17 protein-coding genes are annotated in these 14,934 nt (G+C 75.5%); 9 read left to right on the forward strand and 8 right to left on the reverse strand.

Annotated features, from left to right (window positions below):
* Positions 1–2: 2 nt before the first annotated feature.
* Entirely contained in the window at positions 3–1,328 is a 1,326-nt protein-coding gene (locus FHR77_RS13390) for an MATE family efflux transporter (protein ID WP_341777379.1), read from the forward strand.
* Between the two features lie 273 nt (positions 1,329–1,601).
* On the opposite strand, the gene FHR77_RS13395 is transcribed toward FHR77_RS13390, so the two are convergent.
* From FHR77_RS13395 to FHR77_RS13405, 3 genes are all read right to left on the reverse strand, one after another.
* Complete coding sequence (locus FHR77_RS13395) at positions 1,602–2,219, reverse strand: hypothetical protein (protein WP_056058041.1); 618 nt, start codon at positions 2,217–2,219, stop codon at positions 1,602–1,604.
* A 236-nt stretch (positions 2,220–2,455) separates the two neighbouring features.
* Complete coding sequence (locus FHR77_RS13400) at positions 2,456–3,523, reverse strand: LacI family DNA-binding transcriptional regulator (RefSeq protein ID WP_167260890.1); 1,068 nt, start codon at positions 3,521–3,523, stop codon at positions 2,456–2,458.
* A 138-nt stretch (positions 3,524–3,661) separates the two neighbouring features.
* Positions 3,662–4,720 (reverse strand): dipeptidase, encoded by a 1,059-nt coding sequence (locus FHR77_RS13405; protein WP_167260891.1) that lies wholly within the window; start codon positions 4,718–4,720, stop codon positions 3,662–3,664.
* A 190-nt stretch (positions 4,721–4,910) separates the two neighbouring features.
* Here FHR77_RS13405 and FHR77_RS13410 point away from each other — a divergent pair, with 190 nt between their 5' ends.
* Entirely contained in the window at positions 4,911–6,155 is a 1,245-nt protein-coding gene (locus FHR77_RS13410; protein WP_167260892.1) for an MFS transporter, read from the forward strand.
* Positions 6,156–6,269: 114 nt separating this feature from the next.
* On the opposite strand, the gene FHR77_RS13415 is transcribed toward FHR77_RS13410, so the two are convergent.
* Positions 6,270–6,437 carry a hypothetical protein gene (locus FHR77_RS13415; protein WP_167260894.1) on the reverse strand — a complete coding sequence of 56 codons (168 nt, stop codon included), beginning with the start codon at positions 6,435–6,437 and terminating at the stop codon, positions 6,270–6,272.
* A gap of 41 nt (positions 6,438–6,478) precedes the next feature.
* Here FHR77_RS13415 and FHR77_RS13420 point away from each other — a divergent pair, with 41 nt between their 5' ends.
* The 5 genes from FHR77_RS13420 to FHR77_RS13440 all read left to right on the forward strand — a co-directional run bounded on the left by FHR77_RS13420 (position 6,479) and on the right by FHR77_RS13440 (position 10,177).
* Complete coding sequence (locus FHR77_RS13420; RefSeq protein WP_167260896.1) at positions 6,479–7,105, forward strand: hypothetical protein; 627 nt, start codon at positions 6,479–6,481, stop codon at positions 7,103–7,105.
* Between the two features lie 9 nt (positions 7,106–7,114).
* On the forward strand, positions 7,115–7,810 hold the full coding sequence (nucS, locus tag FHR77_RS13425) for an endonuclease NucS (RefSeq protein WP_056058058.1): 696 nt from the start codon (positions 7,115–7,117) through the stop codon (positions 7,808–7,810).
* A 105-nt stretch (positions 7,811–7,915) separates the two neighbouring features.
* Positions 7,916–8,125: a hypothetical protein gene (locus FHR77_RS13430; protein WP_167260898.1), complete on the forward strand. Its 210-nt coding sequence runs from the start codon at positions 7,916–7,918 to the stop codon at positions 8,123–8,125.
* A gap of 37 nt (positions 8,126–8,162) precedes the next feature.
* Positions 8,163–8,837 carry an HAD hydrolase-like protein gene (locus tag FHR77_RS13435; RefSeq protein WP_056058064.1) on the forward strand — a complete coding sequence of 225 codons (675 nt, stop codon included), beginning with the start codon at positions 8,163–8,165 and terminating at the stop codon, positions 8,835–8,837.
* Complete coding sequence (locus FHR77_RS13440) at positions 8,834–10,177, forward strand: MFS transporter (RefSeq protein WP_341777380.1); 1,344 nt, start codon at positions 8,834–8,836, stop codon at positions 10,175–10,177. The genes FHR77_RS13435 and FHR77_RS13440 overlap by 4 nt, the downstream gene beginning before the upstream one ends.
* Before the next feature lie 396 nt (positions 10,178–10,573).
* Here FHR77_RS13440 and FHR77_RS13445 read toward each other — a convergent pair whose 3' ends face one another.
* On the reverse strand, positions 10,574–11,467 hold the full coding sequence (locus FHR77_RS13445; RefSeq protein WP_167260900.1) for an SDR family oxidoreductase: 894 nt from the start codon (positions 11,465–11,467) through the stop codon (positions 10,574–10,576).
* 182 nt (positions 11,468–11,649) lie between these two features.
* Between FHR77_RS13445 and FHR77_RS13450 the strand changes: the two genes are divergently transcribed.
* The gene (locus FHR77_RS13450; RefSeq protein WP_167260902.1) at positions 11,650–12,564 is read left to right on the forward strand and encodes a cation diffusion facilitator family transporter; all 915 of its coding nucleotides are present in this window, start codon (positions 11,650–11,652) and stop codon (positions 12,562–12,564) included.
* A 61-nt stretch (positions 12,565–12,625) separates the two neighbouring features.
* Here the strand turns inward: FHR77_RS13450 and FHR77_RS13455 are convergent, their stop codons facing one another.
* Genes FHR77_RS13455 through FHR77_RS13465 form a run of 3 tightly spaced genes read right to left on the reverse strand, consistent with a single transcriptional unit; the run spans position 12,626 to position 14,069 of the window.
* Complete coding sequence (locus FHR77_RS13455; protein ID WP_167260904.1) at positions 12,626–13,072, reverse strand: CrcB family protein; 447 nt, start codon at positions 13,070–13,072, stop codon at positions 12,626–12,628.
* Positions 13,069–13,569 carry a fluoride efflux transporter FluC gene (locus tag FHR77_RS13460; RefSeq protein ID WP_341777381.1) on the reverse strand — a complete coding sequence of 167 codons (501 nt, stop codon included), beginning with the start codon at positions 13,567–13,569 and terminating at the stop codon, positions 13,069–13,071. Before FHR77_RS13460 ends, FHR77_RS13455 begins: the two co-directional genes overlap by 4 nt.
* A complete protein-coding gene (locus tag FHR77_RS13465) occupies positions 13,551–14,069 on the reverse strand; it encodes a universal stress protein (protein WP_056058075.1) in 519 nt (172 codons plus the stop codon). The genes FHR77_RS13460 and FHR77_RS13465 overlap by 19 nt, the downstream gene beginning before the upstream one ends.
* Before the next feature lie 97 nt (positions 14,070–14,166).
* On the opposite strand from FHR77_RS13465, the gene FHR77_RS13470 reads away from it, so the two are divergent.
* Entirely contained in the window at positions 14,167–14,856 is a 690-nt protein-coding gene (locus FHR77_RS13470) for an SOS response-associated peptidase (RefSeq protein WP_056058077.1), read from the forward strand.
* Positions 14,857–14,934: the final 78 nt, after the last annotated feature.

Genomic DNA, 14,934 nt, shown 5'->3' on the forward strand with positions numbered 1-14,934 from the left:
GCGTGCGCCTCCGCTCGCCCCTCGACCGCGAGATCGTCCGCCTGGCCGTGCCGGCGCTGGGGGCCCTCGTCGCCGAGCCGCTCTTCCTGCTCACCGACACCGCCCTGGTCGGCCACCTCGGCTCCGTGCCCCTGGCCGGCCTCGGCGTGGCCAGCGTCGTCCTGCAGACGGCCCTCGGGCTGCTGATCTTCCTCGCCTACGCCACGACGCCGACGGTCGCGCGGCGGCTCGGCGCCGGTGACCAGCGCGGGGCGATCCGTGCCGGCGTCGACGGCATGTGGTTCGCGCTGCTGGTCGGCGTGGTCGTCGCGGGCGTCGGCGCGGTGACGGCCGAGCCGCTCGTGGGCCTCTTCGGCGTGGCCCACGACGTCGCGGCGGCCGCCACGACCTACCTCTCGGTCTCGCTGCTCGGGCTGCCCGGCATGCTGCTCGTGATCGCCGCGACCGGCCTGCTGCGCGGGCTGCAGGACACCCGCACCCCGCTCGTCGTCGCCACCGTGGGCTTCGCGGTGAACGCCGGGCTCAACGCGCTCTTCCTCTACGGCCTCGGCTGGGGCATCGCGGGCTCGGCGGCGGGCACCGTCGTCGCGCAGTGGGGCATGGCGGCGGTGTACGTCGTCATCGCCGTGCGGGCCGCCCGGGCCGTCGGCGCCGACCTGAGACCGGGGCTCGCCGGGGTCGGCCGCACCGCCCAGGCGGGGGGCTGGCTGCTCGTGCGGAACGCGGGGCTCCGGGCCGCGCTCATCGCGACCGTCGCGGCCGCCGCCTCCTCGGGGGTGACCGGGCTGGCCACGATCCAGGTCGCGCTGACGCTCTTCAGCACCCTCGCGTTCGCCCTCGACGCCCTCGCGATCGCCGGGCAGGCGATGATCGGGCACGCCCTCGGCCGCGGCGACCGCGAGCGCGTGCGGGCGGTCACGCGGCGGCTGATGCTGTTCGGCGTCGGCGGAGGGGTGCTGCTCGGCGGCGTGCTGGCCCTGCTCGCGCCGGTGCTGGCGCCGGTCTTCAGCCCCGACCCGGGCGTGCAGGCGGTGCTGCCGTCGGTGGTGGTGGCGATGGCGGTCGGCATCCCGCTCGCGGGCTTCGTGTTCGTGCTCGACGGGGTGCTGCTCGGAGCGGGCGACGCCCGCTACCTCGCGATCGCGTCGGTCGTGAGCCTCGCCGCCTACCTCGCGGTGCTGCTGCCGGTGGAGTCGCGGGTCGGATCGACGACGTCGGGCGCGGTCGCGCTCTGGCTCGCGTTCGGCCTCGGGTACATCGGGGCCCGGGCGGTCACGCTCGGGCTGCGCGCGCGGACGGACCGGTGGATGGTCGTCGGGGCGCGCTGAGCGCCGCCGGCCGTCGGCTGCGTCGCTCGGGGTGCGGCGCCCTGAGTCTCGCCTGCCGTCGGCTGCGGGGTCGGGCGGCAAATGCCGACCAGATCGGCCCCGAGTGCGCTCTGGTGACCGGATCTCCACTCGTTCTGGGCTCCGCGGTCGGCAATTGCAGCCGGTGGCGCGAGGGGAGGCGCGTGGTGCGGGGGCGGCGGCGCGGCGTCAGGCGGTGGGGGCGTGAGGCGGTGGGGGCGTCAGCGCAGTGGGGGGGCGTCAGGCGGTGGGGCGTCAGCGCTGCGCCGCGCGCGCGTCGCCGGGGAACGACGCGGCCCAGACCTGTGGCAGCCGCGTGCGCAGGTGGTCGGCGAGCAGGTCGTGGTTCAGCTCGAGCCCGTCCGAGATGAAGAGCTTGCCCCCGTCGGCCCCCTTCGCCACGATGCCGCCGTACTGGCTCGCGTACGGGGTCAGCCGCGCGATGTCGGAGAGCAGCACCAGGCGCTCTGCCCGGAATCCGCGGCGGGCGAGGAGGCGGTCCTCCCAGACCTGGAGCCGGGTGCGCCCGAGGGCGCTGGCCATCATGACGAGCCAGACGCCGAAGGCGAGGATGAGCACCGCGGCGATCCAGAACCCGAACGGCAGGGCCTCGTCGGGGTCGGTGAAGCCGACGACGGCCCCGATGAAGGTCATGAACGCGCCCACGATCGCCATGACGTAGCCGATCACCCGCAGCAGCACGCGCTGCCAGCGACGGGTGCGCACCTCGAACAGCACACCGGTGACGGCGTCGGGCACCGGGAACGTCTTGCCCCGCGCCGCGTCGCCGCGACGGACCAGGGCGGCGACGACGATCGGCACGACGATGCCGATCACGAGGGCGAGGGAGACAGACAGGACTGTGATGTGCACACGGCGACGCTAGGGGCGGGAGGCGCGGGTCGGCCGGTGCAGGCACCGCGAGTCGCGAGAACTGCTCACTCGAGAGGTCGCGCCGCTCGTCAGACCGCGGCCGCGACGTGCCCCGTCGTGGGCCCTCCTGGGCACCGAGGGCCCAGGAGGAGACGTCTCGGCGACACCTCGACCGGGAGGGGCGGTCCCGCGGGGCGAGCCAGCGGCCCGGCGACCACAGCGGGCGCGGCGCTCGGTCAGCGCGCCGGCGGCGCCGTCGTCGAGCCCGCGCGGAACACGCTCGTGAAGGTCGTGCCCACCGCGGGCTCCCCCGCGAGCAGCGCGAGCACGGCCCGCCCCGCGGCACGGCCCTTCTCGACCGCGGGCTGCACGACCGTGGTGAGGTCGGCCGCGCGCGGGTCGTCGAGCCGCACCCCGTCGTAGCCGACGACGCTGAGGTCGCGCGGCACCGAGAGCCCCAGCTCGGCCGCGGCGGCGATGACGCCCGAGGCCAGTAGGTCGCTCTGCGCGATGATCGCGGTCGGCCGCTCGTGCTCGGGCACGTCGAGCAGCTGCAGACCGGCCCGGTGGCCCTCGCTCGTCCAGCTGCCGTAGGTGACCAGTCCGCCGACGTCGGGGTAGACGCGGCGGGTGCCGCGCAGCCGCTCGAGCGTGGGCCACGAGGTGCCGAGGGCGACGCGCTCGTCGGTGAGGGGCCCGACCCAGCGCGTGGGGCCCAGCTCGAGGGCGACGACGGCGACGCGACGGTGGCCGAGGTCGTGCAGGTGGCGGGCGAGCAGCTCGGAGGCCCCGACGTTGTCCTCGCCGATGTCGAGCACGCCCTCCATCGGCTTCGCCTCGATCGAGACGAGCGGGATGCCGCGGCGCCGCACGGCCTCGACCGACTCGTCGAGCCGCGTGCTGCAGCCGAAGAGCACGGCCGCGTCGAGGGGCGCGTCGAGCAGGCGCGAGTGCTCGCCCTCGTTCTCGGTCAGCAGCAGCAGCGAGTTGTCTGCGGGGCCGGTCACATCGGCGATGCCGTCGAGCATCGCGACGTTGATCGGGTCGCGGAAGGCGTTGCTCAGGGTGTCCTCGAGCACGGCGCCGACGATGCCCGAGCGGCCGCGGCGCAGCGAGCGCGCCCGGGGGTCGGGCCCGCCGTAGCCGAGCTCGGCGGCGGCCGCGAGCACGCGCGTGCGGGTCTCGTCGGAGACGGGGCCGGCTCCGCTGAACGCCAGGGAGGCGGTGCTCGCGCTGACCCCGGCCGCCCGCGCGACCGCGGCGAGGGTCGGCCTCGCGGCGACGTCGCCCTCTGCCCGGCTCATGGTGCCGCAGCCTAGCTGACCGGCCCGGACGCCCCCGCAGGGCCGGTCGCTGCAGGGCGCCCACGCCGTGGCCGCCCGCCGCAGGGCCGGTCGCCCCAGGGCGCCCCGCCGGGCCGCCCGACGCCGCAGGCTCGCCGCTCAGTTCGCGGCGAACTGCTCGTCGGTCGCGGCGAGCACGCGCAGGACGTTGCCGCCGGCCAGGGCGCGCAGATCTGCGGGGCCCCACCCGCGACTCCTCAGCTCGTCGGCCAGCACCGGGTAGCGCGACACGTCGCGGAGGTCGTCGGGCAGCGTCGGCGTGCCGTCGTAGTCGCCGCCGAGGCCGACGTGGGCCGCCCCGGCGAGGTCGCGGGCGTGCTCGACGTGGTCGGCGACGTCGGCCACGGTGACGGGCGGCGCGGCCTCGCCCGGCTCGCCCTCGGCCCGGGCGACGTCGGCGGCGAGCCAGTCGGCGTACCGCCGCGAGACGAACTGGGGCACGAAGGTGACCATCACGACGCCGCCGACGTCGGGCAGCCGTCGCAGCACGTCGTCGGGCACGTTGCGCGGGTGGTCGGCCACGCCGACGGTCGACGAGTGGCTGAAGACCACCGGCGCCGTCGCGACGTCGAGCGCGTCGCGCATCGTGTCGGGGCTGACGTGCGAGAGGTCGACGAGCACGCCGAGCCGCTCCATCTCGGCGACGACCTCGCGGCCCCGGTCGGTGAGCCCGCCGTGCGGGCGGCTGCCGGTGGCCGAGTCGGCCCACGGGGTGTCGTCGTTGTGCGTCAGCGTCATGTAGCGGACGCCGAGGCGCGCGAACGTGCGCAGCACGGCCAGGTCGTCGCCGATCGAGTGCCCGCCCTCGGCCCCGAGCAGCGACGCGACGCGCCCCTGCTCCACGGCCCGGACCACGTCGGAGGCGGTGCGCGCGAGGGCGAGCGACTCCGGGTAACGAGCCACCATCCGGTGGACGAGGTCGATCTGCTGCAGGGTCGCCCGCACCGGGTCGGGCTCGGTCGTCTCGACGAACACCGACCAGAACTGGCCGACGACGCCGCCCGCTCGGAGCTTCGGCAGGTCCGTGTGCAGCGTCAGGGCCGTGTCGTCGACGCCCTCGACGCTCGAGCCGCGGGCGACGCGGCACTCCCAGGGCAGGTCGTTGTGGCCGTCGATCACCGGGAAGGCCAGGTCGGCGGGCAGCGTCAGCGTCGTCATGGGCCGACCCTACCCACGAGGCGCCGCCCAGCCCCCGCACGCCCGGCCCGCCCTCGACAGCGGACCCGGCGACCCCCTAGGCTGACGGTCGAATCGATTCGACCCGCACCGCACCAGGCCGAGGAGGCGCGGTGCCGGCCGGTCGGAGCGCTCCCGCCCGCCGAACACCGACGCTCGAGGTGACACCGCCATGACCAGCCCCACCGCCGAGACGCGCAGCTACGACGGCGACCTCACCCGCCAGCAGGTCGTCCGGTGGCGGAACGCGCTCTTCGTCGTCTTCGGCCTCAGCGGGCTCGCCGTCGCGACGTGGCTGGGCCGCGTGCCGGCCGTCCGCGACGTGCTCGGCGCGACGACGCTCGAGATGGGCCTGCTCGTCACCGGCCTGAGCGTCGGCTCGATCGTCGGCATCACCTTCTCGAGCCACCTCATCGCCGCGCTCGGCGCCCGCCGCACGGTGCTCGCCTCGCTCGGCACGGTCGCCGTCGGCCTCACGATCGCCGGCCTCAGCACCGACCTCGGCGTCGGCTTCGTCGGCATCGTGCTCGGCCTCGCCGTCTTCGGCCTCGGCAACGGGCTCTGCGACGTCGGCATGAACGTCTCGGGCGCCGCCGCCGAGCGCGTGCTCGGCAAGACCGTCATGCCCCTCTTCCACGCCGCCTTCAGCCTGGGCACCATGGTCGGCGCGCTCCTCAGCGCCGGGGCCGAGGCGCTCGACGTGCCGGTGTCCGTGCACGTGACCGTGCTGGCGGTCGCGATCGCCGCCACGGCGCTCGTGGTCACACGGTGGATGCAGTCGGAGGACCTCGGGCACGCGCCCGTCGAGGGCGACGCGGCCGGCGCCTCCGGCAGCTCCGGCGGCTGGCGCTCGCGCCTCGCGGTGTGGCGCACCCCCGGCACCGTGCTGATCGGCCTCATCGTGCTCGGCATGGCGACCGCCGAGGGCTCGGCCAACGACTGGCTCGCCCTCGCCATGGTCGACGGCCACGGGCTCGAGAACGCCGCCGGCACCGTCGTCTTCTTCGTCTTCGTCACGGCCATGACGATCACCCGCGTCGCGGGCTCGCCGCTGCTCGACCGGTTCGGCCGGGTGCCCATGCTGCGCTTCTCGGCGGTCTCGGCCGCGCTCGGCCTGCTGCTCGTGATCGTGGCGCCCGAGCCGTGGCTCGCGATCGTCGGGGTCGTGTTCTGGGGCGCCGGGTCGGCGCTCGGGTTCCCCGTCGGGCTGTCGGCCGCCGCCGACGACTCGCGGAACGCCGCGGCCCGCGTGAGCGCGGTGGCGACGATCGGCTACGTCGCCTTCCTCGCGATGCCGCCGGTGATCGGGTTCCTCGGCGAGCACGTCGGGCTGCTCAACGGCCTCTGGGTCGTGCTGGTGCTGATCGCCGTGGCCGGGCTCGCCTCAGGTGCCGCGCGGGAGCCCTCCCGCCGCTGACCCGCGCGCCGTCCGTCCCGTCCCGAACCCCTTCCTCGCACGGGAACCCTGCCGCGGCGGGGTGTCGGTGCGAGAACAGGGTGTCGGTGCGGGAAGAGGGTGCGCCCGCGCCGGTCAGGCGGGCTCGCCGGGCGAGCGGGGCTCGTCGGCGCCGAGCGCGACCGTGTAGTCGGCGACGAGCCCCGGCACGTCGGCCCAGTCGCCGTAGTGCGCGGCCGCCTCGACGAGGTCGACGATCGCTCCGCGCACGCCCTCGGGCAGCGCCGGCACGACGCCGTGCACGTGGTCGTCGAGAGCACGGTGAGCGGCAGCAGCAGCTCCGAGTGCACGCGGACCCGCTCGTCGGCCGGCAGCGTGTCGACCATCGTGCGGGCCAGGTCGAGGAAGTGCTCGACGTCGGCGGGCAGCGCGAGGCCGTGGCGCACGAGCAGGGCGGCGGCGGGCAGGCGGGTCTCGGCGGGCTCGGGCAGGGCCTCGAGCACGGGCGACGCGGCGGCGACGCCCGCCAGCACGCGGCCCAGGCGACGCATCAGCGCCTCGTTCGTGCGGCGGTGCCAGACGACGACGCGGGTGCCGCTGAAGGGCACGCCGGTGACGAGGCCGGCCCGGCGCAGGTCGTAGAGGGCGATGCGCACGTCGACGGGGCGCAGCCCGTGCTCGCGGGCGACGACCTGGGCGTCGATCTCGTCGCCGGGGAGGTACCGGCCGGTCGCGATGTCGACGAGCATCAGGCCCGCCGGGTCGACGGCCGGGCGGGGAGCGTGGGAGTCGCGGGTGCGGTGCGGCGGGTCGGGTCGGGCGGGGCAGGGTCGCGCTCACGGCGGGGCCTCTCGATCGGGTGTCGGTCGGGGCACGGCCCCTCGGTCACCCCGACGGTATTTCGCATCTCGCATTCTGTCAAGAAGATATCGACGGATCGTCACGAGCCCGGTCGCTCCCCGGGCACCTAGGATCGTCGGGTGCGTCTCGTCATTGCCCGCTGCTCGGTCGACTACGCCGGCCGACTCAGCGCCCACCTGCCCCTCGCCACCCGCCTGCTGATGGTCAAGCGCGACGGCAGCCTCCTGGTGCACTCCGACGGCGGCAGCTACAAGCCGCTGAACTGGATGAGCCCGCCGTGCACCGTCCGCGTGGTCGAGCCCGACGACGACCAGCGGGAGGCGGGGGTCACCGAGCTCTGGAAGGTCACGCAGCCGAAGACCGCCGACGTGCTCGTCGTCTCGATCCACGAGGTGCTCCACGACTCGAGCCACGAGATGGGCGTCGACCCGGGCCTCACGAAGGACGGCGTCGAGGCCGACCTCCAGAAGCTCCTGGCCGAGCAGATCGAGCTGCTCGGCGAGGGCCACACCCTCGTGCGGCGCGAATACATGACGGCGATCGGGCCGGTCGACATCCTCGCCCGGGACGCCGCGGGAGGCGCGGTGGCGGTCGAGCTGAAGCGTCGCGGGGACATCGACGGCGTGGAGCAGCTGACGCGGTACCTCGAGCTGATGAACCGGGATCCGCACCTCGCGCCGGTGACCGGCGTCTTCGCGGCGCAGGAGATCAAGCCCCAGGCGCGCACGCTCGCCCACGACCGGGGCATCCGGACGCTGCTGCTCGACTACGACGCCATGCGCGGGCTGGACGACTCGCACTCGCGGCTGTTCTGAGCGGCCGCGCACCGCTCGTCGCGCGCGGTTGCGAAATGTGAATATCAGCGTAGTATTCCGGGAGGCGACCGGGCAGGCCGGCGCCGACCCGCAGGAGGACCCGCCATGACCTCGCCCATCTTCGACGCCATGGTCGCCCGTCGCGACGCGACCCCGATCTTCGAGTCGATCGCGGTGACGCTGCCCCTCGACCTGCCCGTCGACGTGCCCGTCGGGCGCATGACGCCGAGGGCCGAGCCGTCGCTCGTGTCGGCGACGCCCGCCGTCGTGCTCGAGCCCGCGACGACGACCTGGCCGCTGCGCCGCGTCGGCTGACGACCCGGCGGCGCCGTCCGCTCCTAAGCTGAGGGCGATGACTCTCCCCTACACCGCCGTCCTCTACGACCTCGACGGCACGATCGCCGACTCCGCGCCCGCCATCACGGCGAGCCTCGCGTTCACCATCGAGCAGCTCGGGCTGCCCGTCCCCCCGCAGGCCGAGATGCTCGCCTGGGTGGGCCCGCCGCTGCCGCAGAGCTTCGAGGTGCGCCTGGGCCTCTCCGGCGACCGCCTCGTCGAGGCGATGAGGGTCTACCGGGCCCACTACCTCGCGCACGGCGCGCTCGACAGCCCGATCTTCCCGGGCGTGCGAGAGCTCATGGCCGCCGTGCACGCGGCCGGGCTGCCGACGTCGACGGCGACCTCGAAGCCGGAGACCCCGGCCACGCGCATCCTCGAGACCCACGACCTGCTGCAGTACCTCGACCTCGTGACGGGCGCCTCCGACGACGAGGTCCGCAACACGAAGGCCGACGTCGTCGCCGAGGCCCTCCGGCGTCTCGGCGAGCGCGGCGTCGACCTGTCGCGGCCCGTGCTGATCGGCGACCGACACCACGACGTCGAGGGCGCCGCGGTGCACGGCGTGCCGACGATCATGGCGGGCTGGGGCTACGGCGACGAGGCCGAGCACGCCGGGGCGGTCGCGGTCGCGGCGACGCCGGCCGACGTCGCGGTGCTGCTCGGCGTCCCGCTGCGCGGCGCGGCGTGACGAAGGTCGGCGGGGCGGCCGTCCGCTCCGCGCCGATCTGGCTGACCACGCTCGCGATCGTGCTGATCGCGCTGAACCTCCGCGGGCCGATCGTGGCCACGGCGCCGGTGCTCGACCAGATGATCGGCGACCTGCAGCTCTCGGCGGTCGTCGCGGGGCTGCTGACGAGCATCCCGGTGCTCTGCTTCGCGCTGGCGAGCCCGCTGGCCTCGGGCCTGATCGTGAAGCTCGGCCCGGAGCGCGCGGTGTCGATCGGCCTCGCCGGCGTGCTCGTCGGCACGGTGCTGCGCGCCCTCGGCACGTCGTCGTGGCTGTACGTCGGCACGATCGTGATCGGCGTCGCCATCACGGTGGGCAACGTGGTGCTGCCGGTGATCATCCGCCGCGACTTCAGCCCCGAGCGCGTGGGCTTCGTCACGGGCATCTACACGTCGGCGCTCAACGTCGGGTCGATGATCACGTCGCTCGCGACGGCGCCGATCGCGGCGGCCGTGGGCTGGCCGCTCGCGCTGATCACGTGGGGCGTGCTCGCCGTGCTGGCGGCGGTCGTCTGGTCGATCGCGGTCGGGCCGCGGGTCGCCTTCGGCCGCGGTCGCCCGGCAGGAGTCGCGGGCGGGGTCGGCGGGGCCGCCGACGCACGCGGGGCGGCCGGCCCCGACGACGCGACCCGCGCCTCCTCGCCGGGTGCGGGCTCGACGTCGGCGTCGGACGTGCTCACCGGCGGGATCTCGGTCGTCGACGAGGCGTCGGCGGCGCGGGACGCGGCCGAGCGCCGGCGCCCCCTGCTGCGCCGGGCGACGACGTGGGGCCTGATGCTGGCCTTCTCGGGGCAGGCGTTCGCGTACTACGGGCTGACGGCCTGGATGCCGACGCTGCTGCGCGACGAGGTCGGGCTGACGCGGGAGGCAGCGGGGGCCAGCTCGTCGATCTTCCAGATCCTGGCGGTCGTGGGGGCGCTCGGCGTGCCGTTGCTCGCGCTGCGGGTGCGCCCGGCGGTCGTCATCGCGATCATCGCGGTCTGCTGGACGGCGATGCCGCTCGGCCTGCTCTTCGCTCCGGAGATGTGGTTCGTCTGGTCGCTCTTCGGCGGCGCCGCCCAGGGCGGCGGGATCACCATCGTGTTCATCGTGATCGTGCGGATGGCCTCGACCGACGACGACGCCCGCCGGCTCTCGGCCCTGGTGCAGGGCGGCGGGTACGCGATCGCGTCGCTCGGGCCGCTCGCGATCGGGGCGCTGCACGACGTGTCGGGCGGGTGGCAGCTGCCGATGGTCGGGGTGTTCCTGTCGACGGTGGTGCTCGGCGTCAGCGGGGTGCTGTCGTCGCGTCGCGTGCGCTGAGCCCCGGTCGGGTCCGACGGCGCGGGGCCACGGGCGCCCGGGCCCACGGGTCCCCAGGCCCTGTCCTGGCTCGGCCCCTGGCGGGAAGTGCCCGCCAGGAAGTGTCCGCCGGGAAGGCCGTTCCACTCCGGAGTGGAACGGCCCGTGTCAGGACGACGCACCCCGTCCCGCTCCTCCACTCCAGAGTGGAGGACCCGCACGCTCCTCCACTCTGGAGTGGAGCACCTTCCCGCTCCTCCACTCCGGAGTGGATCAGCCTCCTCGGCGGGCACCTCCGGGACGAGCCGCTCCGCCCGGTGCCGCCGCGCCCGCACCGCACCGGCACCCGCACCCGCACCCGCACCGCACCGGCACCGGCACCGGCACCGGCACCCGCACCCGACCCGACCCGACGACTCAGCGCCCCCCGAACAACCCCTCGATCGACAGCGGCGCGTGCCCCGTGAGCGTCCGGACGTCGTCCGTCACGCGCGACACCTCCCCCGAGGCGATCGAAGTGTAGGTGCTCACCCACGCGTCGGCCTGCCACGGCTCCGGCTGCCAGCGCTGCCGCGACTCGTACGCCTCCTCGACCGTCTCGGGGTGGTAGGTGAACGGCCGGCCGAGCACGGCGCTGAGCCGGGCCACGACCTCCGAGAGGGTGAGCGCCTCGGGGCCCGTCAGCTCGTAGACCCGCCCGGCGTGCGCCTCCGGGGCCTGCAGCACCGCGGCGGCCGCGTCGGCGACGTCGGCCCGCGCCACGGCCGCGACGCGCCCCTCGCCGGCCGGGCCGCGCAGCACCCCCGACTCGTCGGCGAACTCGGGCAGCACGTCGAGGTAGAAGCTGTCGCGCAGCACGGTCGTCGCGAGCCCGGACGCCGCCAGGTGCTCCTCGGTCGCCGCGTGGTCGCGGGCGAGCGTGAAGACCGCGTCGGGCCCCGCGCCCTGGAACGACGTGTAGACCACGTGGCGCACGCCGGCCTCGACCGCGGCGTCGACGAAGCCCCGGTGCTGGGCGAGACGGTCGACCGCCTCCGCCGCGGAGACCATGAACAGCACGTCGGCCCCGCGCAGCGCCGCCACCGACGCCTCGTGGTCGCCGTACGTCGCGACGGCGACCTCGACGTCGGCCGCGCCGAGGTCGGGAGCGCGCGAGGCGTCGCGCACGACCAGCCGCAGCGGCACGCCAGCCGCCGCGAGCGTGCGCGCGACGCGCCCGCCGACGGCTCCGGTCGCGCCCGTGACGGCCACGCGGCGGCTGGCGCCGGGCTCGGCGGACGGAGAGGACGAGGAGGCGGTGGTGTCGGTCATGCGCCCAGCCTGGCCCTCCGTCGGGTGCGGTGGTGGCGCCTCCCGCAGTTCCTGACACCGAGAATCGTCATCGACTGGGCCGCGGGCATGGTGCTGCGCGGTGCGCGCGGGTAGGTTCGTCCGCGGCGACCGCTGACGACCCCGCCCGGGCCGGCGGCTCGGGCCCCACGAGAGAGCACGAGATGGCGCACGACCACACGCACGGGCACATGGCCGCCGACGGCCGACGCCTGCGCCTCGCGATCGCCGTCGTCGCCCTCGGCCTCGTCGCCCAGGCGGTCGGCGCCGTGCTCTCCGGCTCGCTCGCCCTGCTCGCCGACAGCGGGCACATGGCCTCCGACCTGATCGGCCTCGTCGTCGCGCTCGTCGCCACGGTGGTCGCCGCCCGCCCCGCGAGCGGGCGCCAGACCTACGGCTACCGGCGGGTCGAGGTCTTCGCCGCCCTCGTGAACGGCCTGCTGCTGCTCGCGGTCGCCGGCTCCGTCGCCGTCTCGGCGGTCGGTCGGCTGCTCGACCCCGCCACGCACGAGGTGCTCGGCGTGCCGATGCTCGTCGTCGGCGTGGTCGGCGGGGCGACCAACGTCGTGGCGCTGCTGGTGCTCCGCGGCGGGGCGAGCCACTCGATCAACATGCGCGGCGCCTACCTCGAGGTGCTCGGCGACCTGCTGGGCTCGGTCGCGGTCGTCGTCGCCTCGGTCGTCGTGCTGACGACCGGCTTCGCCCAGGCCGACTCGATCGGCTCGCTCGTGATCACGGCGATGATCGTGCCGCGCGCCTGGGCGCTGCTGCGCGAGGCCGTCCGGGTGCTCTTCGGCTCGGCGCCGGGCGACATCGACCTCGACGACGTGCGCAGCCACATCGCGGGCACGCCCGGGGTCGTCTCGGCCCACGACGTGCACGCGTGGCAGATCACGAGCGGGGCGACGGTGTTCTCGGCGCACGTGGTCGTCGAGCGCGACGTGTTCTGCGACATGAAGGTCGACGAGACGCTCGACGCGCTCGACCGCTGCCTCGCCGCCCACTTCGAGGTCGAGCACGCGACCTTCCAGCTCGAGCCGGCCGACCACGCCGAGCACGAGCGCTCCACGCACGTCTGAGCCGGGCTGCGCGGCGAGTCGGCGGCGACGCCCGCCGCCGGCGCCCGCGCCGTCCACCTCGTCAGGCTGGGGCGAGCAGCGACCCGAGCCAGAGCCCGAGCCCCGCGGCCGCCACGCCGGCGACCAGGAGGCCGAGGGCGGAGGCGGCACCCGCACCGCGCCTCCCCGCGGCGAGCAGGCGGACGGTGTCGACGCTCGCCGTGCTGAAGGTCGTGTAGCCGCCCAGCAGCCCGGTGCCGAGCACCGCCCGCCAGGTCGGCGAGACGACGGCTCCGAGCGCGAGCGCCGTGACCAGCCCGAGCAGCAGCGACCCGCTGACGTTGATCACGGCCGTGCCCCACGGGTAGGGCGACGGGGCACCGGCGGCTGCACCGGCACCGGCGCGGCGACCCGTGCGGCGTGAGCGACGAGCCGCCAGCGCGTCGCCCACCGCCCCGTCGACCCAGAAGCGCGCGCCCGCCCCCACCCCGCCGGCGAGGGCCGTCGCGGCGACCAGCAGCGGCGTCACCGGGAGCCCCGCGCCCACCGGGCACCGACGGCGATCCCGGCGGCCGCCGCGAGCACGCCGAGCAGCACCGACGCGAGCCCGTAGACCGACGCGGTCAGCACGTCGCCCGCGGCTCCGAGCGTCGCCGTCTCGGTCGCGAGCGAGCTGTAGGTCGTGAAGCCGCCGAGCACGCCCGTGCCGAGGCCGAGCCGCAGCACGCGGCGACGCCCCTCGTCGGGCCCGCCGCGGAGCAGGCGCTCCAGCAGCAGGCCGAGCACGAACGCCCCGACGACGTTGATCGCGAAGATCGCGGTGTCGAACGAGCCCGTGGGAGGCACGGCCAGCGTCACGAGGACCCGCAGCGCCGTGCCCACGGCACCACCCGCGACGACGAGCAGCACCAGCGGGAGGCGCCGACGGAGCGGGGTCGACGGGCTGGGCTGCGGGGTCGACGGGTCGCGCGGCGGGGTCGACGGGCTGACGGGCGGGGCCGGCGGCGTCACAGGTCGTCGTCCCACGGCAGCGCCTCGGAGCGCGCGACCGGGGCGAGCGGGACGACCACGACCGGCCGGTGCTGCCGGTGGCTGAGGTGGAGCGCGACCGACCCGGCGAAGAACTCGCGGACGCTGCCGCGGAGGCCTGCCTCGCGGCTGCCGACGACCACGAGCGGGGCGTCGACGCGGTCGGCGAGCGCGCCGAGCACGTGGGCCGGCTCACCGGTGAGGCAGGTGGCGACCAGGTCGACTCCGCGGGCCTCCGCGATCGGCCGCAGCCGCGCCTCCAGCGCCGGGTCGAACTCGAGCTCGGCGGCCCAGCTCTGGGGGTCGAGCGGGTACGAGAGGACGGTGCCGTCGATGCCCTCGGCGAACGCCATCCGGTCGGGCTCGACGCTGACGCAGGCGAGGCCGGTGCCGAACCGCGCCGCGAGGTCGACGGCGGTCGCGACGACCCGCTCGGCGGTCGACGGCACGACCCCGACGACGACGTAGCCGCGGATGCTGCGCTCGGTGCTCTCCATGCCGCCAGTGTTCCACCGCGGGGGTCCGGGCGCGAGCACCGGGCCGGGGTCGAGCCGACCCCTGGCGAAGTGGGGCACGGAGGCGGAGACTGGGGCGATGTGCGGTCGCTACGTCGTCTCCCGGGCGACCTCCGAGCTGTTGCCCGACCTGCTGGCCGGGCTGCCCGACCTGCCCGACGACTTCAACGTCGCGCCGACGACCGCGGTGCCGGTGGTGCGGCAGCGGCACGGGGAGCGCGAGCTGCCCCGGGCCCGGTGGGGCCTGACGCCCTCGTGGTACCCCGACCTGAAGAAGAGGCCACAGCCGATCAACGCGCGGATCGAGACGGTGGCGACGAACGGCATGTTCCGGCGGCCGTTCGCGCAGGCGCGCTGCATCGTGCCGGCGCTGGGCTACTACGAGTGGGTCGTGACGGAGACGGGCAAGCAGCCGCACTTCGTCCACCAGCCGGAGGCGGCCCTCGCGATGGCGGGGGTGATGAGCGCGTGGCCCGACCCCTCGAAGGCCGACGACGACCCCGACAAGTGGGTGCTGTCGATGTCGATCATCACGCGCGACGCGCACGTGGCGCCCGGCGAGGTGCACGACCGCATGCCGGCCTGCCTCGCGCCCGACTCGTACGACGACTGGCTCGGCGACCACCTCGGCACGGCCGAGCTGCTCGAGCTGCTCGACCGCGACTCGCACGAGCTCGCCCACGACCTGACGCACCACCCGGTCAGCCGCGACGCCAACTCGGTGCGAAACACCGGCCCGCAGCTGATCGAGCCGGTCACCCTGGGCTGAGGAGCGGGGCGAGGGCCGGACAACGACAGGCGGGAGGACGTACCCGCCGCATCGCTGATCCACTCCGGAGTGGATCAG

Origin of the sequence: Frigoribacterium endophyticum (genome assembly GCF_011759585.1) — a bacterium.
GTDB lineage: Bacteria > Actinomycetota > Actinomycetes > Actinomycetales > Microbacteriaceae > Frigoribacterium > Frigoribacterium endophyticum.

What these genes read in the sequence shown, in the direction of transcription:
- FHR77_RS13430 (WP_167260898.1), top strand. Translation starts at nt 7,916, where the DNA reads ATGACCTCGCCCATCTTCGACGCCATGGTCGCCCGTCGCGACGCGACC.
- FHR77_RS13410 (WP_167260892.1), top strand. Translation starts at nt 4,911, where the DNA reads ATGACCAGCCCCACCGCCGAGACGCGCAGCTACGACGGCGACCTCACC.
- FHR77_RS13445 (WP_167260900.1), bottom strand. Translation starts at nt 11,467, where the DNA reads ATGACCGACACCACCGCCTCCTCGTCCTCTCCGTCCGCCGAGCCCGGC.
- FHR77_RS13450 (WP_167260902.1), top strand. Translation starts at nt 11,650, where the DNA reads ATGGCGCACGACCACACGCACGGGCACATGGCCGCCGACGGCCGACGC.
- FHR77_RS13470 (WP_056058077.1), top strand. Translation starts at nt 14,167, where the DNA reads ATGTGCGGTCGCTACGTCGTCTCCCGGGCGACCTCCGAGCTGTTGCCC.
- FHR77_RS13465 (WP_056058075.1), bottom strand. Translation starts at nt 14,069, where the DNA reads ATGGAGAGCACCGAGCGCAGCATCCGCGGCTACGTCGTCGTCGGGGTC.
- FHR77_RS13435 (WP_056058064.1), top strand. Translation starts at nt 8,163, where the DNA reads ATGACTCTCCCCTACACCGCCGTCCTCTACGACCTCGACGGCACGATC.
- FHR77_RS13400 (WP_167260890.1), bottom strand. Translation starts at nt 3,523, where the DNA reads ATGAGCCGGGCAGAGGGCGACGTCGCCGCGAGGCCGACCCTCGCCGCG.
- FHR77_RS13405 (WP_167260891.1), bottom strand. Translation starts at nt 4,720, where the DNA reads ATGACGACGCTGACGCTGCCCGCCGACCTGGCCTTCCCGGTGATCGAC.